This window comes from Rhizobium redzepovicii (assembly GCF_019793435.1).
Classification (GTDB): Bacteria; Pseudomonadota; Alphaproteobacteria; order Rhizobiales; family Rhizobiaceae; genus Rhizobium; species Rhizobium redzepovicii.
The window spans coordinates 46,476-70,267 of the sequence record NZ_JAILYH010000013.1 but is presented as its reverse complement, the minus strand read 5'-3'; the positions used below and the strand labels follow the sequence as shown (position 1 = coordinate 70,267).

Annotated in this window: 20 protein-coding genes; 10 read left to right on the top strand and 10 right to left on the bottom strand. The window is 62.7% G+C overall.

From position 1 onward, the window contains the following. Positions 1–30: 30 nt before the first annotated feature. The 4 genes from K6N12_RS21020 to K6N12_RS21005 all read right to left on the bottom strand — a co-directional run bounded on the left by K6N12_RS21020 (position 31) and on the right by K6N12_RS21005 (position 5,721). Complete coding sequence (locus K6N12_RS21020) at positions 31–1,641, bottom strand: ABC transporter substrate-binding protein (protein WP_097627893.1); 1,611 nt, start codon at positions 1,639–1,641, stop codon at positions 31–33. 122 nt (positions 1,642–1,763) lie between these two features. After that, positions 1,764–3,161 carry an LLM class flavin-dependent oxidoreductase gene (locus K6N12_RS21015; protein ID WP_097627894.1) on the bottom strand — a complete coding sequence of 466 codons (1,398 nt, stop codon included), beginning with the start codon at positions 3,159–3,161 and terminating at the stop codon, positions 1,764–1,766. Between the two features lie 17 nt (positions 3,162–3,178). Next, on the bottom strand, positions 3,179–4,240 hold the full coding sequence (locus K6N12_RS21010; RefSeq protein ID WP_097627895.1) for an ABC transporter permease: 1,062 nt from the start codon (positions 4,238–4,240) through the stop codon (positions 3,179–3,181). Beyond that, positions 4,237–5,721: a sugar ABC transporter ATP-binding protein gene (locus tag K6N12_RS21005; protein WP_097627896.1), complete on the bottom strand. Its 1,485-nt coding sequence runs from the start codon at positions 5,719–5,721 to the stop codon at positions 4,237–4,239. The genes K6N12_RS21010 and K6N12_RS21005 overlap by 4 nt, the downstream gene beginning before the upstream one ends. Before the next feature lie 235 nt (positions 5,722–5,956). Here K6N12_RS21005 and K6N12_RS21000 point away from each other — a divergent pair, with 235 nt between their 5' ends. After that, positions 5,957–7,003: a substrate-binding domain-containing protein gene (locus K6N12_RS21000; RefSeq protein WP_097627897.1), complete on the top strand. Its 1,047-nt coding sequence runs from the start codon at positions 5,957–5,959 to the stop codon at positions 7,001–7,003. An 80-nt stretch (positions 7,004–7,083) separates the two neighbouring features. Next, positions 7,084–8,292: an acyl-CoA dehydrogenase family protein gene (locus tag K6N12_RS20995; RefSeq protein ID WP_097627898.1), complete on the top strand. Its 1,209-nt coding sequence runs from the start codon at positions 7,084–7,086 to the stop codon at positions 8,290–8,292. Positions 8,293–8,371: 79 nt separating this feature from the next. On the opposite strand, the gene K6N12_RS20990 is transcribed toward K6N12_RS20995, so the two are convergent. After that, complete coding sequence (locus tag K6N12_RS20990; protein WP_097627899.1) at positions 8,372–9,589, bottom strand: SfnB family sulfur acquisition oxidoreductase; 1,218 nt, start codon at positions 9,587–9,589, stop codon at positions 8,372–8,374. Between the two features lie 322 nt (positions 9,590–9,911). Here K6N12_RS20990 and K6N12_RS20985 point away from each other — a divergent pair, with 322 nt between their 5' ends. Further along, positions 9,912–11,249, top strand: a complete 1,338-nt coding sequence (locus K6N12_RS20985; RefSeq protein ID WP_097627900.1) for an LLM class flavin-dependent oxidoreductase — start codon at positions 9,912–9,914, stop codon at positions 11,247–11,249. Between the two features lie 6 nt (positions 11,250–11,255). Here the strand turns inward: K6N12_RS20985 and K6N12_RS20980 are convergent, their stop codons facing one another. Next, a complete protein-coding gene (locus K6N12_RS20980) occupies positions 11,256–12,314 on the bottom strand; it encodes a substrate-binding domain-containing protein (protein WP_097627901.1) in 1,059 nt (352 codons plus the stop codon). Between the two features lie 135 nt (positions 12,315–12,449). Here K6N12_RS20980 and K6N12_RS20975 point away from each other — a divergent pair, with 135 nt between their 5' ends. From K6N12_RS20975 to K6N12_RS20945, 7 genes are all read left to right on the top strand, one after another. Then, positions 12,450–13,484, top strand: a complete 1,035-nt coding sequence (locus K6N12_RS20975) for a Gfo/Idh/MocA family protein (protein ID WP_097627902.1) — start codon at positions 12,450–12,452, stop codon at positions 13,482–13,484. A gap of 11 nt (positions 13,485–13,495) precedes the next feature. Then, entirely contained in the window at positions 13,496–14,398 is a 903-nt protein-coding gene (locus K6N12_RS20970) for a sugar phosphate isomerase/epimerase family protein (protein ID WP_131711321.1), read from the top strand. 62 nt (positions 14,399–14,460) lie between these two features. Next, positions 14,461–15,693, top strand: a complete 1,233-nt coding sequence (locus K6N12_RS20965; protein WP_097627904.1) for an ABC transporter substrate-binding protein — start codon at positions 14,461–14,463, stop codon at positions 15,691–15,693. 284 nt (positions 15,694–15,977) lie between these two features. Further along, positions 15,978–16,880 (top strand): carbohydrate ABC transporter permease, encoded by a 903-nt coding sequence (locus K6N12_RS20960; RefSeq protein WP_003595640.1) that lies wholly within the window; start codon positions 15,978–15,980, stop codon positions 16,878–16,880. Next, positions 16,877–17,707: a carbohydrate ABC transporter permease gene (locus tag K6N12_RS20955; RefSeq protein ID WP_097627905.1), complete on the top strand. Its 831-nt coding sequence runs from the start codon at positions 16,877–16,879 to the stop codon at positions 17,705–17,707. The genes K6N12_RS20960 and K6N12_RS20955 overlap by 4 nt, the downstream gene beginning before the upstream one ends. After that, positions 17,704–18,774 carry an ABC transporter ATP-binding protein gene (locus tag K6N12_RS20950; protein ID WP_097627906.1) on the top strand — a complete coding sequence of 357 codons (1,071 nt, stop codon included), beginning with the start codon at positions 17,704–17,706 and terminating at the stop codon, positions 18,772–18,774. The genes K6N12_RS20955 and K6N12_RS20950 overlap by 4 nt, the downstream gene beginning before the upstream one ends. 111 nt (positions 18,775–18,885) lie before the next feature. Then, positions 18,886–19,719 carry an inositol monophosphatase family protein gene (locus K6N12_RS20945; RefSeq protein ID WP_097627965.1) on the top strand — a complete coding sequence of 278 codons (834 nt, stop codon included), beginning with the start codon at positions 18,886–18,888 and terminating at the stop codon, positions 19,717–19,719. 5 nt (positions 19,720–19,724) lie between these two features. Here K6N12_RS20945 and K6N12_RS20940 read toward each other — a convergent pair whose 3' ends face one another. Genes K6N12_RS20940 through K6N12_RS20925 form a run of 4 tightly spaced genes read right to left on the bottom strand, consistent with a single transcriptional unit; the run spans position 19,725 to position 23,693 of the window. Then, complete coding sequence (locus tag K6N12_RS20940; RefSeq protein WP_097627907.1) at positions 19,725–20,804, bottom strand: ABC transporter ATP-binding protein; 1,080 nt, start codon at positions 20,802–20,804, stop codon at positions 19,725–19,727. A 29-nt stretch (positions 20,805–20,833) separates the two neighbouring features. Further along, positions 20,834–21,661, bottom strand: a complete 828-nt coding sequence (locus K6N12_RS20935) for an ABC transporter permease (protein ID WP_097627908.1) — start codon at positions 21,659–21,661, stop codon at positions 20,834–20,836. Continuing rightward, positions 21,658–22,548 carry an ABC transporter permease gene (locus tag K6N12_RS20930; protein WP_097627909.1) on the bottom strand — a complete coding sequence of 297 codons (891 nt, stop codon included), beginning with the start codon at positions 22,546–22,548 and terminating at the stop codon, positions 21,658–21,660. The genes K6N12_RS20935 and K6N12_RS20930 overlap by 4 nt, the downstream gene beginning before the upstream one ends. Then, complete coding sequence (locus K6N12_RS20925) at positions 22,548–23,693, bottom strand: extracellular solute-binding protein (protein WP_097627910.1); 1,146 nt, start codon at positions 23,691–23,693, stop codon at positions 22,548–22,550. The genes K6N12_RS20930 and K6N12_RS20925 overlap by 1 nt, the downstream gene beginning before the upstream one ends. Between the last annotated feature and the right edge of the window lie 99 nt (positions 23,694–23,792).

The window sequence follows — 23,792 nt, the reverse complement described above, 5'->3', positions numbered from 1 at the left end:
GCCTCTGGAAGAGAATTGCCGCCGATCCTATCACGATTGCAGCGCCGTATCGCCCCAGTTCGAGACAGCCCAACGCGGGTTATCCGCGACGTTGAGCACGCTGTCGCGTGCGACGGTGATGAAACCCCATTCCGCGACGTTGATCAGCGGCAGATCGGCGACGACGAGCTGCTGGAACTTGCGGTACAGATCGGTGCGCGCCGCCGTGTCGACAGTCTCCGAGGCCTGCTTGATGATCTTGTCGAGCTCCGGATTGACGTAGCCGCCCTGATTGGAGAAGGGCACGCCGGCTGGCGTCCCGGACTGGACGAGAATGGTGGTGGAGATCGCCGGATCACCGCGGAAGACCGGCGGACCGACGGCAAGGTCGAAGTCGTGGTCGGTATAAACAGCCTTCTGGTGCGCGGCCGCATCGGCATTGACGATCTCCGCATTGATGCCGATCACGGCGAGCGCCTGGCGAAGGTAATCGCCGAACTGCCGGGTCTCGTTGAAATAGGGCGCGGGGCGAAGCTTCAGCGAAAAGCGGTTGCCGTCAGGCCCTTGGCTGTAACCCGCCTTGTCGAGGATTTCGTTGGCGGCAGCAGGGTCGAACGCATAGGTCGCGACATCGGGTGTATAGAACTCCGGCGCATTCTTCGGCACCGGGCCGGTCGAGGCTGCGGCGTAACCGAGGAAGATCGTGTCGACCACGAATTTCTTGTCGATCGCCTGGGCGATTGCCTGACGGACCCTGAGGTCGGAGAGCTCCTTGCGGCGGTGATTGATCTCGACGACGAGCTGGTAGGTCAATGCCTCGTAGCCCTTCGAAACCACCTTGATCCCGGCGACCTTCGAGATGCGGTCGAGATCGGCGAGCGGCACCGCCGAGAAGGCGGCAAGCTGGATTTCGTCTGCTTCGAGCGCTGCACCCGCCGCTTCGCGATCGGGCAGCACGCGGAAGATGATCTCGTCGAGTTTCGGCTGCTCCTTGTCCCAGTAATTCTCGTTGCGCGTCAGCCGGTAATATTCGCCGGGCTTGTGTTCGGCGAACTTGAACGGCCCGGTGCCGATCAGCGTGTTATTGGCAGGGTTGGTCGCGATGTCGGTGCCGTCGAAAATGTGCTTGGCGACGACGCTGGTGACAACAGGCAGCGCGTTACGGATCAGCTGGAACGGCGTCGGCTTGGAGAAGCGGAAGATGGCGGTGTAATCGTCAGGTGTATCGACGGCTTGAAGATTGGCGAAGACCAGGCGGCCGAGATTCTGCAGCGGCTTCCAGACGTTGAGCGCCGAGAAGGCGACATCGACCGAGGTAAACGGCTTGCCATCATGCCAGGTGACGCCGTCGCGGAGCTTGAAGGTGACGGAGAGGCCATCGGCCGAGCCTTCCCAGGAGGTGGCGAGACGCGGCGAAAGCCCATCCTTGCCGTCGAACGACGCTTCGGCGAGCGGCTCGATCACTTTGCTGGCGACGAAGAAGACGCCGTTCGAGGCGACGATGGCGGGATTGAGGTTCTTCGGCTCGGAATCGGCTGCAACGATCAGCCGGCCGCCGGCGGGCGCGGTCTGCGCGAGCGCCTGCCGGGCGAGCGCCGTCGAGGCAAGGAGCAGGGCGGTGCCCTTCATCAGCGTGCGCCGCGAGATAGATGGTACGGTCATGACCTCTCCTGATCGGTGAAATTCGAGTGCCCATATTCAGGGCGAAATGCAAATTGTCATAGAGGTTAGATTCGAATAGTCGGACTGGGCGAGATATTTTTTGTCACCCAGCCATTATTCGCTCAGCCGTTGGCGGCGACACGTGCGGGCGCGTCGAAGAGATTGCGATATGCGGCGCCGGGATGTGGCGCGACGAGCCGCGGCCCTGCTCCCCCGAGCTTTTCGCGCAGCGTTCCTTTGGCGTATTCGGTCTTGTAGACACCGCGCTTTTGCAGTTCCGGTACCAGCAGATCGACCGCGTCCTCGAAACTTTCGGGCGTCACAGCATAGGCAAGATTGAAGCCGTCGACATCGGTGTCTTCGATCCATTCCTGCATCAGATCGGCGACCGTCTGCGGCGAGCCGACGAAAACCGGGCCGAAACCGCCGATGCCGACCCAGTCGGCCATTTCGCGCACCGTCCATTCCTTGGTGGGATCGATGGTGGTGAAGGTTTCGACGGCCGATTGCACCGCATTGGTATGGCGGTGCCGCAGCACCTCGTCCGGCCCGAACTGGCCGAAATCGATGCCGGTCCAGCCGGAGATCAGCGTCAGCGCACCCTCGAAGGAGGCGTATTTGCGGTATTCATTAAACTTCCGCTGTGCCTCCGCATCCGTTTCGCCGAGGATGACGGTCTGCAGGTTGAAGGCAAGGATTTCGCGCGGGTTGCGGCCGACGCGTTCGGCCGCCTCGCGGACATTGGCGACGTAACGCTTCAGCACAGGCTTCGACGGGGATGCGACGAAGATGCACTCGGCATGGGCGCCGGCGAAATCCTTGCCGCGGCTGGAGGCGCCGGCCTGGTAGAGCACTGGCGTACGCTGCGGCGAGGGTTCGCTCAAGTGAATGCCGGGCACGTTGAAATGCTTGCCGGAATGGCGGATCGGGTGGACCTTGTCAGGATGGGTGAAGATACCGCTTTCCCGGTCGCGGACGACGGCGCCGTCCTCCCAGCTTCCCTCCCAGAGCTTGTAGCAGACCTCGAGATATTCCTCGGCAAGATCGTAGCGGTCATCATGCTTCGTCTGCGCCGGCTGGCCGATATTGAGCGCCCCGCTGTTGAGGTAGGAGGTGACGATATTCCAGCCGACACGCCCTTTCGTTAGATGGTCGAGCGTCGATATGCGGCGGGCGAAGGTGTAGGGGTACTCGAAGGAGAGCGACGCCGTCAGGCCGAAGCCGAGGTGCTCGGTCTCGTAGGCCATGGTGGGGATCAGCTGCAGCGGATCATTGACCGGCACCTGCGCCGAATGGCGAAGTGCGGCGTCGACATTGCCGTTCAGCACATCGTAGACGCCGAGCACGTCGGCGATAAACAGTCCATCGAACTTGCCGCGCTCCAGCGTCTTTGCCAGATGCACCCAATAGTCGAGATCCTTGTAGGTCCAGGACTTGTCACGCGGATGGCGCCAGAGCCCCGGCGACTGGTGTCCGACGCAATTCATATCGAAGGCGTTCAGCCTGATTTCGCGGGTCATGTCTTTCTTCCTTGGAATTAGGGATTGCTGCGGCCGAGGCCATAGGTGAGGGCGAGTGCGCCGACGAGCACGGCGCCCTTGACGAAATCCTGGGTGTAGTAGGGAGCGTTCAGCATGGTGAGGCCGTTCAGCAGGACGCCGACGAAGACGGCGCCGGCAATGGTGCCGAGCACGTTGGGACGCCTGAGATTGAAGACCGCGAAACCGATCAACGCGGCAGCAACAGAATCCATCAGCAGCGAACCGCCGGAGGAAATGTCGCCGCGCCCGACGCGGGCGGCGATCACGATGCCGCCGAGCGATGCCAGCGTGCCCGATAGGACATAGGCGAGCGTCTTCAGCCGCACCGTCGAAGCGCCGGCAAGCCGGGTCGCGACCTCGTTGCCGCCGGTCGCAAACAACAGCCGACCGATGCGGGTGCGTTCGGTGAGGATGAAGAGTGCGATGGCGACCACCGCCATCAGCACCACGGAAACGGGCAGGGTGCCGAGGATGCTGTAGCGGCCGATCAGCAGGAAGGCCGGATCGTAGGCGCCGGTCGCCTTCGACCCGTCGGGTAGAGTGAGGCCGGCCGAAATCGACCGGCCGGCGGTCGGGATCAACTGCAGGCCGGAAAGCAGAAACATCATCGCCAGCGTCGCCAAGAGATCCGGCACCTTCAGGCGGACGATGAGGAAGGCGTTGACGAGACCGACCAGAGCGCCAAAGGCGAGCACCAGCGGCACCGTCGCATAGGCATCAAGGCCCCAGACGATCATCGCATAGCTGGCCGCCATCACGCTGGATGCGGCGACCGCGCCGATCGACAGGTCGAAACCGCCGACGGCCAGCGTGACCGTGACGCCGGCGCCGAGAATGGCGACGACGGAAACCGCCTGCAGGATGCTCATCAGATTGGCGATATTGATGAAAGCGGGCTGGGCGAAGGTGAAACCGACGACGAGCAGTGCCAGCAGGATGAACACCGCGCCCGCCCGCAGGAACGCCCCGAGGGCGGCGAGACGGCCGTTATCGGCTTGCGGCGATGCCTTCGGCCGGACGCTTGCCTGTGGAAGTGTGTCGTCGTCGATCGTCGTCATGCGGATATTCCCTGGATGGCAGAGGCAAGAGCGGCCCCGTCTGCCGCGGGCCTCAACACGTGGCGGTCGATGACGAGGAAGCGGTCGGCCACCTCATAGGCCTCCTCCGGGTCGGAGGTCGCAATCAGCGTCGCCCGGTCGGTGCGGGCCCGGATTGCCCGGATGATGTCGTGACGGGCACCGACATCGACGCCCTGGAAGGGTTCGTCGAGCAACAGAAGCCGGCTCGGTTCGGCCTCCCAGCGAGCGATCACCGCCTTCTGCTGGTTGCCACCGGACAGCGACCAGACCGAGGCGAGCGGACCCGCGGCCTTGATGCCGAGACGCGCGATTGCCTGTTCGGCCTCGCGTCGTTCACGGCCGCCGACAAGGAAGCCGCTCGGATACCATTTGCCAAGGTGCGGCAGGCTGATCGTCGCCGACAGCGAATGGCCCGGCCATGCCGGCGGCATCAGCGAGGAGCGATGACGGTCTTCGGCGGCCATGGCGACACCCGCCGCGATTGCATCAACCGGGCCTTTCGGCCGGTACGGCCGGCCATCGAGGAACATTGTGCCGCCGGCAAGCGCCGTCACGCCGAAGATCGCCTGGAGCAGCCGGCTCTTGCCGGCGCCGAGCACACCGGTCACCGCCACCACCTCACCCTCATGTAATGACAGATTGAAGGAGGTGGCCCCAGAGAGCAGTCTAATATCGCGCATCTCGAAAATCGCCGGACCGGTCGCAGGCCGCGCATCCGGCCGAGCCGCCTCCAGTCTGCGGCCGATCATCGTCTCGATGGCGCTCGAAAAATCCATCGGCCGCGAGAAAGTGCCGACGACGCGGCCGCCGCGCATGACGAGCGCGCGGTCGGCGATGGCTTCGAGATCGGCGGTACGATGCGAGATATAAAGGATCGCCAGTCCGCGCTTGCGAAGCCTAAGCAGAATATCGAAGAGGCGCCGGCTTTCCTCTCCGGAAAGGCATGCCGTCGGCTCGTCGAGAATGAGAAGATCGGCGTGGTTGGCAAGCGCCCGGGCGATCGCCACCAGCTGCCGATCGGCGCTGGTGAGTTCACCGAAATCACGGTCCAGCGGCAGACTGAAGCCGGCGGCATCGAGCATGGACTGCGCGGCACGGCGGATGCCGACACGCGAGACGAAGAAGGGCGTGCTGCGATCGGCGAACCGGTTGAGCAGCAGGGCATCGGCAACCGTCAGGCCGGCGGCACCGACGAGATCCGTCGACTGATGCACGGTGACGACGCCGGCCTTTGCCGCTTCGGCCGGACTGCGCGGCGCAAACGGACGACCATCCAGATTGATCGCGCCGCTATCGGCCGGAAGCACGCCGGAAAGAATCTTGACCAGCGTCGATTTGCCCGCACCGTTTGCACCCATCAGCGCCACGATCTCACCGCGCTCTATCGAAAGATCGGCACCGGCAAGCGCCCGCGTCGACCCGAAACTGCGGGTGATATTTTCAATGTGAAGAAGCGGCATCGATAGTGTCCGGGACTGCATTCGAAGCCGGAGTGTGCCCCGTCCGGGCGGTCGAACTCCAGGCACGGCTTTCCCCGGCGAGCGGCGCTCGGGGAACAAAGAATCTCCCGCAGCCGGTAAAATCGGATCATTTACTCTACTAAATACATAGAGATTATATCTAATAATTCAACACGTCGCGAGGGCTTCCAGACCTGTCAGACGACGCCTCCGATTTGCTAGAAGGAACGCGACGATGAAATCCCTCGCACGGCTCGCACTGTCTGCCGCCGTCATTCCGTTCATTTTCATTCAAGGCGCAAAGGCCGACGGCCTGTCCGGCGCCCCGGCCCCCTTCGACAAGGGCGGCGTCAAGGTCGCGCTGATCAGCTACATCTCGGCCGGCGACTTCTTCCAGGCCTATCAGGCGGGCGCTGAAGCCCAGGCCAAGGCGCTGGATATCGACCTGCGCATCTTCCCGGGACGGCAGGATGCCGCAGAACAGCGCGAACAGATCCTCCAGGCGATCAATCTCGGCGTCTCCGGCATCGTCATCGACCACGGCCTGCCGGAATCGCTGGGCGACGTCGTGCAGCAGGCGCTCGACAAGGGCATCAAGGTCGTGGCCTTCGACGTCAACCTCAACAATCCCAAAATCCCGCAGGTGGAGCAGAGCGACCACGAGCTTGCCTCGCTGGCACTCGAGCAGGTGGTGAAGGACAACGGCAACAGCTTCAACGCCGGTTATGTCTATGTCGCCGGCTTTGCGCCGCTCGACCGCCGCAACGAGGTCTGGGACAAGTTCAAGTCGGACAATTCAGGCGTGGTCGAAAAGGCCCGCTTCGGCAATGTCAGCGACACGACCGCGACCTCGACCGCCGACCAGGCGAAGGCCGCGCTCACCGCCAATCCGGATATATCCGTGGTCTTTGCCCCCTATGACGAATTCGCCCGCGGCGTGAAGCTTGCCGCCAACGACCTCGGCATAGCAAACAAGCTCAAGATCTATTCGGCCGACGTCTCGACGGCCGATATCCAGGAAATCACCGAGGAAGGCAGCCCTTGGGTTGCGACCGTCGCGACCAATCCTGCCGTCGTCGGCGCCGTCTCCATTCGCGCCGCCGCCCTCGAAATCGCCGGGCAGACGGTTCCTCACCAAATCACCGTGAAGCCGACGCTTCTGACGCAGGAAAGCCTGCGCGCAGCCGGCGTCAAGACGGTCGAGGAACTGGCCGAAAAGATCCCGGCCTTCAGCACGAGCGATGCGGCGACCGCCAGCTGGATCCCGGACAAGCTGTTCTGAGACCACGCACTTCGATCCTTCCGGCGGAAGCCTCTGCGGCTTCCGCCGGATCATCTTTTTGGAGAATTGGAGTTCCGCCCATGAGCCAATCCAATGTCATCTTCGCGGCCAGCCGCAACCCGACGCGCGAAGACCTCTTTGCCCGTGCCGAGGAGATTTCTGCCGACCTGTCGCGGCGCGCCGCAGACCTCGACCGCGAAGGCCGCACGCCGCTTGGCGAAATCGTCAAATTGAAGAATGCCGGGCTGCTCAATGCGCTGCACCCCCGCGAAATCGGCGGCGGCGGCCTTGATTGGGTCGACGGGCTGAAGCTGGTGCGCATTCTCTCCCGCGGCGAAAGCTCGATCGGCCAGTTGCTCGGCTACCACTATGTCAACAGCCAGTATATCTACTGGGCGCTCGATCCGGCACGCGCCCATGCGCTGGGCAGCGAGACGGTAGCGAAGAACCTTTATTGGGGTGCCGCCGTCAACCCGCGCGATCCCGGGCTGGTGCTGACGAGGCGCGGCAACGGTTATGTGCTGAACGGGCGCAAGTCCTTCTCCACGGCGGCGCGGGTTTCCGATTACATCAATGCCAATGCGGCGCTCGACGACAAGATCGCCGGCTTCGCCGTGCCGACCAATCGTCCAGGCTACGTCGCCAACGACGACTGGGACAATATTGGCCAGCGCCTGTCGGACAGCGGCAGCGTCGAGTTCCGCGACTTTCCCGTCTACGAGGAGGATTTCGTCGACGCGCCGGCTGCACCCGATGTGGCGCCGCCGGTGCTGTCGACCTTCAATACGCCGTTCATCCAACTGGTCTTCGTCAATTTCTATCTCGGCACCGCGGAGGGCGCGCTGCAGGCGGCCGTCGATTACGTCCGCAACACGACCCGGCCATGGATCACCTCGGGTGTCGAGCGGGCGGCGGATGATCCTTATATCCTCGAACGCGTCGGCGAATTCACCGCCGCGCTGAAGGCATCGGCGGCCCTTGCCGACAGTGCGGCAGCCGCCGTGCAGGCGGGCCTTGCCCGCGGCCGCGATGTGACGGCGCGCGAGCGTGGCGAAGCGGCGGCGGAAGCCTATGCCGCCAAAGTCCACGCCACTCATGTTTCGCTCGACATCACCTCGCGCGTCTTCGAGCTGACGGGCGCACGCTCAACGGCCGACAAATACCGTTTCGACCGGTTCTGGCGCAATGTCCGCACCCATACGCTGCACGATCCCGTCTTCTACAAGGCGAAGGAAGTCGGTGAATTCGCGCTGAACGACAAGATACCGGAGGTCAGCCTCTATAGCTGAGGCGGTCATCTTTCATCGAAAGCAAAAACCCCACTGCCGGCACCGGCGGTGGGGTTTTCGGTTGAAAGAGGGGAAGATTTCAGAGCGCGCCGTTCTTCGGTGGCGTTACGCCGTTCAAATGGTAGTTGCCGACGACGTGATATTTCCACCGCACGGGATCGTGCAGCGTATGGGTGCGGGCATTGCGCCAGTGGCGGTCGAGGTTGAGGCCTGTCTGTACCGACGAGGTTCCGGCAAGCTCGAAAAGCGTGTTCGAGGCCTCAAGCGCCACTTCGGTCGTCAGCACCTTCGCCGCAGCGACTGCCAGCGTTGCCTCGATCACTTTTTGCTCCGTCGTCTCGATCTGCGCGGCATCGACCTTGTGGCCGGCGCGCTCGACAAGAGCGGTTGCCGCTTCGAGCCGGATGGCGATCTGGCCGACCCTAGCGATCGTCAGCGGATCGTCGGAAGCCCGGTCGAGGCCGCTATCCATCCAGGGGCGCGATTTCGTCCTGACGAAATCAAGCGTTTCGGCGAAGGCAGCCCTGGCGATGCCGAGATCGACGCCGGCATGGATGATCTGGCCGACGGAGCCGATCGTCGTCGGCCGCTCGAAACCCTTGTGATGGAAGACGACGGAATCGGCGCTGACATAGACATTGTCGAGGATCGTCGTGCCGCTGCCGGTGGTGCGCTGGCCGAAACCGTCCCAATCGTCGACGATCTCGACACCTTCGGTGCCCTTCGGCACGAAGGCCATGGTCAGCCGCTCCTCCGGATCGAGGGCGAAGACAGTGATCCAGTCGGCGAAGAGCACGCCTGTGGAATAGAACTTGCGGCCGTTGATCCGGTAACCCGGACCGTCGCGGGTGATGCGCGTATTGTAGTGGCCGACCGTCTTGGTGCCGCGCTCGGATAGCGCGTTGCCGAAACGATCGCCGGCCAGCACGCGACCAAAGAAATAGCGCTGCTGCTCCTCGCCGCCGTCGGTTCTGAGCGCCTCGAGGATATAGAAATGGTTCTGCGGGATCTGGCCGATCGAACCATCCGCCTCAGACAGGATCGCCGTGATCTCGGCAAGCACGGCGTTGGAGACGTCGAGCCCGCCATATTGCGCCGGCACGGTGATCGCCAGAAGGCCGGACTGGGCGAGAAGATCCAGTTCGCTAAACGGCAGGATCCGGTCGGCGTCGCGCTCGGCTGCGCGTGCGGCAAATTGCGCCGCCAGTCTGCGGGCGGTGGCGATCGCCTCATCATCGCTGCCGATACGGTCGGCCAGGGGCCGGATCTGATCTGCTTGCCTCAGCACGGTGTTCATCGATGTCTCCAATTCTGACGAGCCTATCGGTGAAAGAAATTAAGCGTCGAGATAAGAGCACAAATTCTATAGATGCGATAGAAAATGAAAAGTGTTTGCTCATCGGGCTTGGATCGCCGCGATTAGTGTTGCGGTCGGACACTCGTGCGACGACATCGCCTGGGAAGCGATAAAATTCCTGCCCAGAACCGGCGTTCCCGGTCTCGATTTGACGACGGCGACCTCCTACGTAACCGATGTCAGGTGCGTCACCGCGCCGGTTGCAGAAAGAACGCCCAATGCGGGGCAGGGCGGCCGCCTTGCCCGATCCATGAGGAAAATCATGACCCGTTCACGGCAGTTGCGCCTCGGCGCCTTCATGCGCCCCGTCAGCCTGCATACCGGCGCCTGGCGCTATCCCGGTTCTTATCCCGACGCCAATTTCAATTTCGCCCATCTGAAGTCCTTCGCGCAGGCGCTGGAACGGGCGAAATTCGACGCCTTCTTCATGGCCGATCATCTTGCTGTGCTCAACATGCCGGTCGAGGCGCTGAGGCGCAGCCACACCGTGACCTCCTTCGAGCCCTTTACGCTGCTCTCGGCGCTGGCGGCGGTGACGGAGCGCATCGGCCTCGTCGCCACGGCCTCCACCACGTTCGACGAGCCCTATCACATTGCCCGGCGTTTCGCCTCGCTCGACCATATCAGCGGCGGCCGCGCCGGCTGGAACATCGTTACGACGTCGAACCCTGATGCCGCGCTCAACTTCGGCCTCGACGAACATGTGGAGCATGGCGAGCGCTATCATCGCGCCCGGGAATTCTATGATGTGGTCACCGGGCTTTGGGATAGTTTCGCCGACGATGCCTTCATCCGCGACCGGAAAAGCGGCCTGTTCTTCGATCCGGAGAAGATGCATGTGCTCGGCCACAAGAGCGAGGAACTGAGCGTCCGCGGACCGCTCAATATCGCCCGGCCGCCGCAGGGCTGGCCTGTCATCGTCCAGGCCGGCCAGTCGGACCCCGGCCGCCAGCTTGCCGCCGAGACTGCCGAAATGGTCTTCTGTTCGCCGCGCGATCTTGCCGCCGGCAAGGCGCTTTATGCCGATATCAAGGGACGCATGGAAACGATCGGCCGCAACCGCGACCATCTGAAGATCCTGCCCGCCGCCTTCGTTATCGTCGCCGATACGATCGATGAAGCGCGGGCCAAACGCGCCACCCTCGACAGCCTGGTGCACTACGACAGCGCCATCGCCTCGCTTTCGATCGCGCTCGGCCATGACGTTTCCGGCTTCGATCCCGACGCACCGCTACCATCAGATATTCCCGACACCAATGCCAGCAAGACCGGCCGCGCCCAGGTGCTGAAGCTTGCCGCCGAGGAGAAGCTGAACGTCCGCCAGCTGGCGCAGCGTTACGGCGGCTATGCCGGCCTCGCCTTCGTCGGCACGCCGGCAAGCATTGCCGACGAGATGGAACGCTGGTTGGAGGAGGAAGGCTCGGACGGCTTCAATATCGTCTTCCCCTATCTGCCGCAGGGTCTTCTTGACGTCACCGAGCGACTGGTTCCGGAGCTTCAGCGCCGCGGCCTGTTCCGCAGCGAATATGACGGCACGACGCTGCGTGAGCATCTTGGTTTGCCGCGGCCGGAGAACCGGTTTTTCGCACCCCCCACGTGAGGCGTGTCAACCGCTCGAACTCCTTTTCGCCGTCGCGATCTCAAACGCGTCGCTTTCCCCCGGCACCAGTTCGAGCGGCCAGACAATATTGCGCCCCCCTTCGGGATAGAACGCGCGATAGGCCGGCACATGGGCGAGAAGCGTCTGTCCGAGCGCGACGCCGAGATCGTAGAGCGACATACGGAAGCAGCTGAGCGAAGGGTTTAGGAACCGTGCGCGCGGGGCATCGCGGAAGCCGATCACGGCAAGGTCGCGGCCGGGCATGACGCCCGATTCCATCAGGCGGCGGTAAAGGCCGATCGCCATCAGCTCGTAGATCAGGATCACCGCCGTCGGCCGCTCTTCGAGCAGCAGCAGCTCATGGGCCGCCTGGTAGCCGCCCTGTTCGCTCGACTTGACGCGAATGACGAGAGACGGATCGAAAGCGATACCGTGCCGCGCGAGCGCGCGGCGATAACTCTCTAGAAAGACATGGCCCAGGTTGACATCGCTCGACGGCGCCGTGATCGCGATCCGGCGGTGGCCGCGCGCGACCAGCCGGTCGACGGCGCGTTCGGCCACGCCTTCGAAATCGAGGTCGATCCAGGGGAAATTGCCTGGGGAAAGGCTGCGGCCGACCGCAACGAAGGGGATCTTTGCCCGCGACAGAAGATCGATGCGCCGGTCGAAGCGCTGCGTATTGGAGATGATCATCGCATCGACGATCCGGCGCGCCACCATTCGCTTCAGATATTCGTGCGGATCCTCGTCGCTCGGGCAGGGTAGCATGATCAGGTCGAGTTTGTGGCAGGCAAAGACGCTTTGCAGGCCGCTGGTGACGCCGAGGAAGAAGTTGTCGGCATTTTCGACCGCCTCCATGCTGGATTCGATCATCAGCCCGATGACCTTCGTCTCTCCTTGTCTGAGACTCCGTCCCGACTGGTTGGCGACGTAACCGAGTTCCTCGGCCGCCGCCAACACCCGCCGGCGGGTTTCCTGATTGACATCGGGCTTGCCGTTCAGCGCCCGGGAGACCGTGCCGATCGAGATATTCAACTGTTCGGCAAGCTGGCGAATCCCCTTCATCGCTGACGATTTTCCTCCCGTCCGTAATTTCCCATTTGGCGTCTATTGACACCGCAAAATGTTTTCGCCTACAGTCGTAAACGTTTACGGAGTGCGTGTCACGAGGAGAGTTGGCGCCATTCCCTGGAGGAAATCGTGAAATTCGGTGCCATTCTGTGCGGGTGCGGAGCTATGTCCAAAGGTTGGTTGCGCGCCATTGCGTCCAACCCTCAACTGGCTGACTCCATCGATATCGTCGGCCTCGTCGACCTCAACCGAGAGACGGCGGAAAAGCTCGCTGCCGAGTTCGGACTCGAGAGCGCCGTCATCGGCTCGGATCTCTCCGAGGTCATCGCCGCCACCAAGGCCGATCTGGTCTTCGACATCGTCATTCCGGCCGCCCGTTACGATGTCGTTTCGACGGCGCTCAAGGCTGGCTGCCACGTGCTTAGCGAAAAGCCGATGGCCGCCTCGCTTGCCGAGGGCGCCGCGCTGATCGACCTTGCCGCCGAAACAGGCCGGATCCACGCCGTCATCCAGAACCGCCGTTTCATCTCGGGCATCCGGCGCCTGCGCCGCTTCGTCGACAGCGGCGCGATCGGCGAACTCACCGGCATTCATTGCGATTTCTTCCTCGCGCCGCATTTCGGCGGCTTCCGTGAAGAAATGGACAATGTCCTGCTGCTCGACATGGCGATCCACACTTTCGATGCGGCTCGTTACGTCGCCGACCGGAAACCGCTCGCCGTCTATTGCGTCGAGCGCAATCCGAAGGGGTCGTGGTACCGGCACGCAGCCTCGGCGAACGCCATCTTCGAATTCTCCGACGACATCGTCTTCACCTATCGCGGCTCCTGGTGCGCCGAGGGCGAGCGCACCAGTTGGGAAAGCCAATGGCGTCTCGTCGGCTCGAAGGGCATGCTCACCTGGGACGGCGAGGAAAATTTCAAGGCGACCGTTGCCGGCGAGGAGCCCGGCCTGTTGCGCGGCTCTGCCGCCGTAAACGTTCCCGGTCCGGAACATGAGGCGGAAACCCACGGCCATGCCAGCGTCATCGCCGATTTCATCGCGGCGATCCGCACCGGCAAACATCCCGAAACGGTCAATTCCGACAATATCCGAAGCCTCGCCATGGTCTTCGGCGCGATCGAAAGCGCCAAGACCGGCAAGCGTATCGAAATTTCAGCATAGGATGACGTGACGTGAGCAACCCTGCAAAATCCATTCGCATCGGCACCATGGTCAGCGGCAACAAGGGCGATGCCGCCACGCGCATCGGCGAGATTGCCGACATGGGCTTCGAAAGCTTCGAACCCTTCTTCTGGCAGACGACCAAGGGGCAGAACCTCGCCGAACTCGGCAAGCGCTGCCTCGAGGTGATCGGCGACCGCGACATCACCATCTCGACGCTCGGCATGTTCGGCAATCCGCTGGAAGAGAGCGCCATCGACCTGGAAACACTGCAGGGCTGGAAGGACTGCATCGACAATGCCCATCACTTCGGCGCATCTTGCGTCGCCGGCTTCACTGGCCGCGTCCGCGGCAAACCGCTGACCGACAGTTTACCCCGCTACAAGCAGATCTGGAGCGAGCTCGCCAAGCGCGCCGCCGATAAGGGCATCAAGATCGCCTTCGAGAACTGCGCCATGGACGGCAACTGGGCGACCGGCGACTGGAACATCGCCCATAATCCGGATGCCTGGGAGCTAATCTTCAACGAGACGCCGGACGACCATATCGGGCTGGAATGGGAACCGTGCCATCAGATGGTCTATCTGATCGACCCCATGCCGCAGATCCGCAAATGGGCGCACAAGTTCTTTCACGTCCACGGCAAGGACGCGACCATCCGCTGGGAGATCATCAAGGAACACGGCATCTTCGGCAAGGAGAAATTCGTCTTCATGCGTACGCCGGGCTTCGGCGACAGCAACTGGACCGACATCATTTCCGAGCTGCGCCTTGCCGGCTGGTCCGGCTCGATCGACATCGAAGGCTGGCACGACCCGGTCTATCGCGACGAACTCGAAATGACCGGCCAGGTCTATGCGCTCAACCACCTCAAGCATGCCCGGGGCGGCGAATTCGTCGTCGATCCGGTCTGATGATATCGTTTCCGGCAAGGAGGAATTGCCGGACACGGGGATAACCACAAAGGAGGAGAACCATGGCTATCCGCAAATATGCAATTCTCGGCGCTCTGGCGCTTGCAGGCGTTTCACTCTTCGGCCTTTCGGCCAAGGCCGAGGACGTCACGCTGACGCTCTGGTCGCTGGATAAGGACACCCAGCCGGCGCCGAACCTCGTCAAGGAGTTCAACGCCCAGAACAACGGCATCAAGATCGAATATCGGCTGATCCAGTTCGACGACGTCGTCACCGAGGCCATGCGCGCCTACGCCACCGGCCAGGCGCCCGATATCATTGCCGTCGACAATCCGGAGCATGCGATGTTCTCGTCGCGCGGCGCCTTCCTCGACCTCACCGACATGATCGCCAAGTCGAGCGTCATCAAGCCGGATAATTATTTCCCCGGGCCGCTGAAATCGGTCGAATGGGACGGCAAATATTACGGCGTGCCGAAAGCGACGAACACGATCGCGCTCTACTACAACAAGGACATGTTCAAGGCCAAGGGCCTCGATCCGGCGAAGCCGCCGCAGACCTGGGATGAGCTGGTCGAGGATGCGCGCAAGCTGACCGACCCTGCCAAGAACGTCTACGGCCTCGCTTTCTCGGCCAAGGCCAATGAGGAGGGCACCTTCCAGTTCCTTCCCTGGGCGCAGATGGGCGGCGGCAGCTATGAGCATGTCAATGCCGACGGCGCGGTGAAGGCACTCGGGATCTGGAAGACGATCATGGACGAGAAGCTCGCGTCTCCGGATACGCTGACGCGCGGCCAGTGGGATTCCACCGGCACATTCAACTCCGGCAATGCGGCCATGGCGATTTCCGGTCCCTGGGAGCTCGACCGCATGACCCAGGAAGCGAAGTTCGACTGGGGCGTCACCCTGCTTCCGGTTCCCAAGGAAGGGGCCGAACGCTCGTCGGCCATGGGCGACTTCAACTGGGCGATTTTCGCCAGCAGCAAACATCCGGCCGAAGCCTTCAAGGCGCTCGAATATTTCGCCTCGCAGGACGACAAGATGTTCAAGAATTTCGGCCAGCTTCCGGCCCGTTCCGATATCACCATTCCCGAGACCGGCCAGCCGCTGAAGGACGCCGCCCTCAAAGTCTTCCTCGAACAGCTGAAATACGCCAAGCCGCGTGGGCCCCATCCGCAATGGCCGAAGATCTCCAAGGCGATCCAGGACGCCATCCAGGCGGCGCTGACCGGCCAGATGAGCCCGAAGGACGCACTCGACCAGGCCGCGGATAAGATTAAGGCTGTTTTAGGCTAGCCAGCGTCGAGCCGGCCGTTCGCTCCCTCTTCTCCCCAACGGGGAGAAGATGCCCGAAGGGCAGATGAGGGGGGTGAGGAGCGCAAGCGACGAGCATTCTGAACGCAAGTGAAGAATAGCAAGCGCCGAACTCGGCGCCCCCTCATCCGGCTGCCGCCACCTTCTCCCCGCGGGGGAGAAGGGGACTACCCACCGATGGCGAAGGCCATCAACCATTTCCTCCCGGCAGGGGCCGTCTTCCGCATCATGCGCCAGGCGGCCCCGATCGGAGCATCGGAGGACGCATGAAGAGGATCCTGATGAGCGTCAGGGACGGCCGTGGTTTCGATATCGTGCTCGTCGCTTTCCCGCTCGGCTTTCTGTTCCTGATGGCGGGTCTGCCGCTCATCTACAATGTGGTGATGAGTTTCCAGGAGGTCGACATGTTCAGCCTCGGAACCTTCTCGCGTCCTTTCGTCGGCTTCAAGAATTATACCGACCTCTTCGCGCAGCCGGAAACGCTGCCGATCCTCTACAATACCGTCATCTTCGTCACCGGCTCGATCGCCGGCCAGTTCCTGATCGGCTTCGGGCTGGCGCTGTTCTTCTGGGTCAATTTTCCCGGCGCCTCATGGATGCGCGGCCTGTTCCTCGTCTCCTGGGTGATGCCCGGCCTTGTCGTCGGCGCCATCTGGAACTGGATTCTCTCGGGCGATTTCGGCGTCCTGAATTTCATCCTCAGGGAAAGCGGCATCATCTCCGGCAATATCTTCTGGCGCTCCGATCCGCATTATTCGCTCTATGCCGTGATCATCGCCAATATCTGGCTCGGCACCTCGTTCAACATGATCCTGCTGTCCGTTGGCCTTGCCGGCATTCCCGCCGATCTCTATGAAGCCGCCGAACTCGACGGCGCCAATGTCTGGCAGCGCTTCTGGACGATCACGCTGCCGATGATGCGCTCGACCATCGGCGCCATCATCGCGCTCGGCCTGATCTTCACCCTGCAGCAGTTCGATCTTTTCGCCGCGATCACCTCGGGCGGGCCGAACAATTCGTCGAACGTCACCCAATATTGGGCCTGGGATCTTTCCTTCCGGCAGTATGATTTCGCCAAGGGCGCGACGATCTCCGTCATCATGATCGTCTTCGTCATGTTCGCCTCCGTCGTCTATGTCCGGTCCACACGCCATGAGGTGCGCGGATGAGCACGACGACCAATCGCGACCGCTTGATGCTGGCAATCTCGATCGTCATGGCGGCGATCTATCTCTTCCCACTCTACTGGATGTACATCACCGCGCTGAAAAGCGGCTCGGAGATGTTCGCCACGCCGCCGAGCTTCTGGCCGGCAGCACCCCAATGGGGCACCTACACCTATGTCTGGGAAAGCCGCGACATGGGCCGCTACCTCTGGAATTCGCTGGTTATCGCTCTCGGCTCCATGGCGCTGATCACCGTGCTCGGCGTCGGCTGCGCCTATGTGCTCGCCAGATACCGCAACGTCTGGGTGGATATCGGCCTGTTCCTGATCCTGATGCTGCAGGTCCTGCCGGCATCGCTGATGATCACGCCAATCTTCGTCGGCTTCTCGCAGATCGGCATGCTCTCCACGCCGCGGCTCGCCGTCATCATTGCGGTCGCCGCCAAGAGCATGCCCTTCTTCGTCATCCTGGTGCGCGCCACCTTCATGAGCGTGCCCCAGGAGCTGGAGGAGGCGGCCCTCGTCGACGGCAATTCGCGCGTCGGCGCCTTCTTCAACATCGTGCTGCCGCTCGCCCGCAACGGCATCCTCGTCAGCGCCATCCTGATCTTCATGCAGGCCTTCGGCGAATTCGTCTATTCGAAATCGATGATCCAGGCGGTCGACCTTCAGCCGGCAAGCGTCGGTCTCAACTCCTTCATGGGACCGAACACCAACGAGTGGAACAACATCATGGCCTACGCCACGATGTATGTGACACCCATCCTTGCCATCTTCGTTCTCTTGCAGCGCCGCATCGTATCCGGCCTCACCTCTGGAGCCCTCAAATGACCACACAGATCGAGCTCAGAGGCGTCAATAAATATTACGGCGCCTTCCACGCCCTGAAGAACATCGACCTGTCGATCGCCAAGGGTACTTTCGTCGCGCTCGTCGGCCCGTCTGGCTGCGGCAAGTCCACGCTGCTGCGCTCGCTTGCCGGCCTCGAAAGCATCTCGACCGGCGATCTGCGGATCGCCGGCGAGCTGATGAACGGCGTGCCTCCGCGCAAGCGCGACGTCGCCATGGTGTTTCAGTCCTATGCGCTCTATCCGCATATGACGGTCGAGGAGAACCTGACCTACAGCCTGCGCATTCGCGGCATCGCCAAGGCGGAAGCCAAGAAGGCGGCCGAAGAGGTGGCGGCGACGACCGGTCTTTCGCATCTCCTCAAGCGCTACCCGCGCGAACTGTCCGGCGGCCAGCGCCAGCGCGTCGCCATGAGCCGCGCCATCATCCGCCATCCCAAGGCCTTCCTGTTCGACGAGCCGCTGTCCAACCTCGACGCGGCGCTGCGCGTCCATATGCGCAAGGAAATCCGGTCGCTGCACGACCGGCTGAACGCAACCTTCGTCTACGTCACCCACGATCAGGTCGAAGCGATGACGATGGCCGACCATGTGGTGGTGATGCGCGACGGCGTCATCGAACAGCAGGGGGCGCCACTCGATCTTTACGACCGGCCGGCAAACCGCTTCGTCGCCGGTTTCATCGGCTCGCCGGCGATGAATTTCATTCCCGCGATTGCCGCCGAAGACGGCAGGAGCCTGATCCTGGATTTCGGCGCGGTGAAACAGTCGCTTGCGCTCACCCGCACCGTCGAGCCAGGGCGCAAGCTCGTCGCCGGCATCCGGCCGGAACATATCGGCGTCGTCGAGCCCGGGCATGGCACTTTCGACGTCCCGATCGCATTCGTCGAATCGACCGGCTCGTCGACCTTCATCGTCGCGGAGACCCAACCGGAATTGACGATCGTCGAGACGCGCCGCGACAGGGTCAAGACGGGAGACAGGATCGGACTTTCGATCGATCCGGGGCAGATCCATCTGTTCGACGCATCGACGGACCGTGTGATATAACATCGCCGGCGCAGAGACGCTGACGGTTTCATAAAACCATCATCAGCCTCTGCGAAGGGATTGCTCCCGCACGAGTCACTCCGTCACATCTGCAGCATCCGGATCTTCATCATGACATCCTCCCTGATTTCAGCGCGCCTTTCCCCCACGGCGTCGTCCCGCCTCCTCGTGCTTGCCGAAGCGGTGGTGAAGGCGGGCGAAATCGCCCGCCGCTCGCTGCGGCGGCGAACCTCTCAGGAAATGCTCGCCAAGGCGCCGCGAGACTATCAGACCGAGATCGATGTCGCCGTCGAGCGGATCATCGTCGACGAAATGACCAAGGCCTTCCCGGACTACGCCATCCAGGGCGAGGAAGCCGTCGGCAACCGCACGGCGGGGCCGGAAACGCCGATCATCTACATCGACCCGATCGACGGCACCACCAATTACGCCTGGGGCCTCCCGCATTTCGGCATGACGATCGCGATCGCCGAGGGTGGTCGGCTGGTCGCCGGCGTCGTCTATGACGCCATGCAGGACGAGCTGTTCAGTGCCGAGCGCGGCGGCGGCGCCTATCTTAACGGCGAGCGCATCCGCTGCGCCGATGTCGGCGATATCGAGAACGTGCTCGTCGGCGCCGGCCTGCCGATTCCGGGCCAGGTCAAGGCGGTTACGGAAGAGGTCTATTTCGACGCCATCAAACGGCTGATGGCCAATACGGCAGGCGTGCGCCGCCTCGGTTCGGCGGCGTTGTCGATCGCCTATGTCGCCTGCGGCCGGCTGGACGGTTTCTTCGAGGACGGGCTCGCGGTCCATGATTTCGGCGCCTCGGCGCTGCTGGTCGAAGAGGCAGGCGGCATCGTCACCCGTTTTTCCGGCGCCGCCGTCGACGGGAAGGGCGATATCCTTGCCGCCAGCAAGGTGCTGCACCCCTGGCTTAGGGAAGGCTTCCTGGCGAAGGCGTAATTGCTTCAGACCGGCAGCAACCGTCCGAGCTGCGCACCGGTCGTTGCCGGGGCTCCCTGGTGAACGAGTGTATTGTCGCGGAAGACGAAGAAACTCGTAAAATTCGGCTCGACCTTCATCCCGGCCTCCATCCGATCGTCGGGCGCCACCATTGCCTTCAGGCGGCTGCCGTCCGCAAGATCGATATCGACGATCTTGTGCGTGCCGAAATCGACGATGCGATGGACGCTGGCCGCGTCTGCTCGATACGAAGGACGGATCGTCAGCGCTTCCGGGCGGGTGGCCAGCGTCACCGGCCCGTCCTCGACGGGAACGGCAAGCGGGAAGAGCGGATGGTCGCAGACGCCGTTTCGGGTGCGGCTCTGGACGAAGTTCATCGAGCCGATGAAACCGGCGACGAAGGCCGTCTGCGGCTGCCGATAGATGGTGCTCGGTGGCGCGATCTGCTCGGTGCGCCCATCACGCATGACGACGATGCGGTCGGCAAGCGCCAAGGCCTCGTCCTGGCCATGGGTAACAAAGAGCGTGGTAATGCCGAGGCGCTGCTGGATATCGCGCACTTCCTCCCGCAGCCTCTCGCGCAGATGCTGGTCGAGGCTGGCGAAGGGTTCGTCGAGCAACAGGATCTTGGGCTCGAGCACCAGCGAACGCGCAAGCGCGACGCGCTGCTGCTGTCCGCCCGACAGTTGCGTCGTCATCCGCCGCCCGTAATCGGCAAGGCCGACCATATCGAGCGCGTTCTCGACGCGCTCACGGATTTCGGATTTCGGCAGGCGCCGCAGCTTCAGGCCGAATGCGATATTGTTGAAGACATCCATATGCGTCCAGAGCGCGTGGCTCTGAAACACCATGCCGGTCGGGCGCCGCTCGGGTGGCAGGTTCGTCACATCACTGGCATCGATGCGGATCGTGCCGCCGCTCGGCCGCTCGAAGCCGCCGATCATTCTGAGAAGCGTCGACTTACCGGAGCCGGAGGGGCCGAGCAGACAGACAAGCTCGCCGTCGCCGACTTCGAGCGAAAAGTCGTTGACGGCAAAGGTGGTTCCGAACAGTTTCGAAACGCTCTCGATTGCCAGATGTGCCATTCTCAAACCCTTTCCTCGATTGAGGCTTCTCAGGCGCCAAAACCTCTGGCAAAGGCGCCGGTGCCGATAACGCGGCGGGCAAACATCAGCGCGATGAAGGACGGCACCCACAGCATGACGGAAAGCACGGCGCCGTATTGCACGACGATTTGATTGTTGATGAAGCTGATCATCAGCACCGGCATAGTGCGGATCCCAGGCGCCCCGATCAGCCAGGCGCCTTCGGTCTCGTAGAAGGTGCCGACGAAGGTCAAGAGCAGGGCGGCTGATATCGTCGGTGCGGCCTGCGGCAGGGTGATCGACCAGAAGACGCGCAGCGGCGCAGCACCGGCATCGCGGGCCGCCTCTTCCATGCGCCGGTCGACATTCTGGAAGGCTGCGACCGGAATCCAGATCATCAGCATCAGCGTGCCGACGAGCTGGATCAGCACCACGCCCCAGAAGGTACTGATCAGGCCGAGCTGCAGGAAGATGCCGGCAATGGCGACCAGCAGGCCGAATTTCGGAAAGGCATGCGATGCGAGAAACGACAGGAACAGGATGTTTCTTCCGGGAAAACGCAGGCGCGCGAAGGCGTAGGCCGCGGGAAGGCAGATGACGGCGGATAGGAACGTTACGGTCGTCGTCAACCGCAGGCTGAGAAACAGGGCATCCCAGACATCCGGCCGCGCCAGCGTCTGGCCCCAGAAACGCAGGCCGAACTGCTGCGGGATCACCGATGGATAACGCCAGATCTCGGTGAAGGCCCAGGTGCCGACGACGATCAGCGGCAGGGCGATCAACAGCGTCAGCAGACAGGCGAAGACGAGGCCGACCCAGTCGAAGCGAAGGGTGATGCGCGATCCGCCGGCACTCATGGCCGGGCCTCACGGTTGCGGGCGATCGACCGGATGTAGAAGATGCCGAAGACCAGGCAGAAGCCGAATGTGATGACGGCCTGGGTCATGGCATCAAGCGGATCGTTCATGTCGGCGAAGGTGCGCTGCATGAACGGCCCCATCATTTCAGGCGATGCCGGGCCGAGCACATAGGGAAGGGTGAAGGCGGAGAAGATGCCGAGCACGGCAAAGGATGCAGTAACCAGCATGGAATTGCCCATGCGCGGCAGGATGATCGAGACGAAGACCCGAAGCGGCCTTGCGCCGACGTCGCGGGCCGCCTCGACGGCGCTGTTCGAAACGGAGGAGAGGCCGGCCGTCAGCATCAGTACCGTCAGCGGAAGATTGTCCCAGACGAGGCCGATGACCGGTCCCCATGGCGTCAGATAGGGCGTGCGCAGCTTGGGCAGGCCGACGGCGTTCAGCAGCAGGTCGACGGTGCCGTTCGGCCCGACGGTCCTGATCAGCGCATAGGCGAGGATAATCGACGGCACGAACATCGGGAAGATCGCCAGCGCCTGCACATAGGCGGCAAGGCGCCCTTGCGAGAAGCGAAGATAAAGCGCGATCGGAAAGCCGATCGCCAGCAGCAGGGTGCCGCAGACGGCAGTGGTCCAGAGCGTCATCCACAGGTTGGCGAGGCTGTAGCCGTCGGTGAAGAAGAAGCGGTAGGAGGCGAACGTCAGGTCCGTCGCGCCATCGGGGCCTCGAACGAAGATGGTGCCGACGACCGCCGAAAAGATCGGATAGACGATCAGCCATGCCAGCAGCAAAACCGGCAGGGCGACGAGGAGGAGCCCGATCGAGCTCCCCCTGTCAATGGGTTGGTGGCGGCGCGGTGCCGCCAGCGCGGTATCGGCGGACATCAGGTGCGGCTGATACCGGGAGCGACGCTGCGGTACCAGCCGTCGTTGATCGCCTTTTCCCAATCGCCGCTCGGGAAGGTCGGAATGGTCGACGGAATGACGTCGGCGTATTTCTTGCGCAGATCGTCGGAGATGTGATCCCAGGAGATGGCGGGGAAGCCGCCGATCTGGGTGATGATCGCTTCCTGCATCTCCTTCGTCAGCATGAAGGCGGCAAGCTTCAGCGCCGCATCCTTGTTGGCGCCGTTCGAGAAGACGGTAATGCTGGAGAAGCCGCCGCAAAGGGCGAGATCGCCAAGCTGCACTAGGCCGGTCGTCTCCGGCAGCACGCCCTGCGCGATCGCCTGCAGCACCTGGTCCGACCAGACCGGCACCATGGTGACGACACCCTGGGCAAGCAGCTGGATCGACTGGGTGTTGCCTGATGTATAGGCGCCCTTATCGTAGAGCGAAGGGGCGAGATCGTTAAGGATCTTCCAGGCCGGCGTCAGTGCCTCGGTACCGTAGTCCGCCGTGTAATTGTCGACCTTGAATTTCTTCGGATCGCGGCCGTTCACCTCATGAATGGCGCGGCGGACGAAATTGCTGCCCGAACCGCCCTTGTCGGGTCTGTTATAGATGAACTGGCCCGGATTGGCCTTGATCCAGGTGGTGAGCTGCTCCCAGCTCTTCGGCGCGTCCTTCGGGTCGAGCTTGGTCGTGTCGTAGGCCAGCAGGACCTGCGAGCCGCGATAGGGAAGGGAGTAGGGAGTATCGAGGGCGAGCGGATTGATATGGTCATAGCCTTCGACGTTTTCGGCTGACAGTTTCAGCCAGAGGCCGGCATCGATGCCGCCCGCCGGCAGGCGCGGATCGAATTGCTCGAAAAGATCGGCCTGCGGATCGGTTTTGGTCTTCAGCGCTGCGAGCGCGCGATCAGCGATGGCGCGCAGGCCGTTATTGTCGCCGGCATCGGTCACCTTCAGGGCGACTTCAGGATGGGCTTTTTGAAAGGCGGGGCGGATGATGTTGTTCCAGAGGTCGATGATATTGGCATCCGAACCGCTGTAGAGGTCGATCGTGCCGGCCGCGGCCGATGCGAAACGCGGAAGAGCCAGAAGACCGGCCGCAGCCGACGATGTGATCAGAAATTCACGCCTGTTCATAACCCATCTCCATCAGGTATCGAGGCTCCGCCTCCGCAGGATTGTTCAGGACTTTGCTAGCGCCGGCGCGTAACATCGACATGACAGGAACGGCGCTAT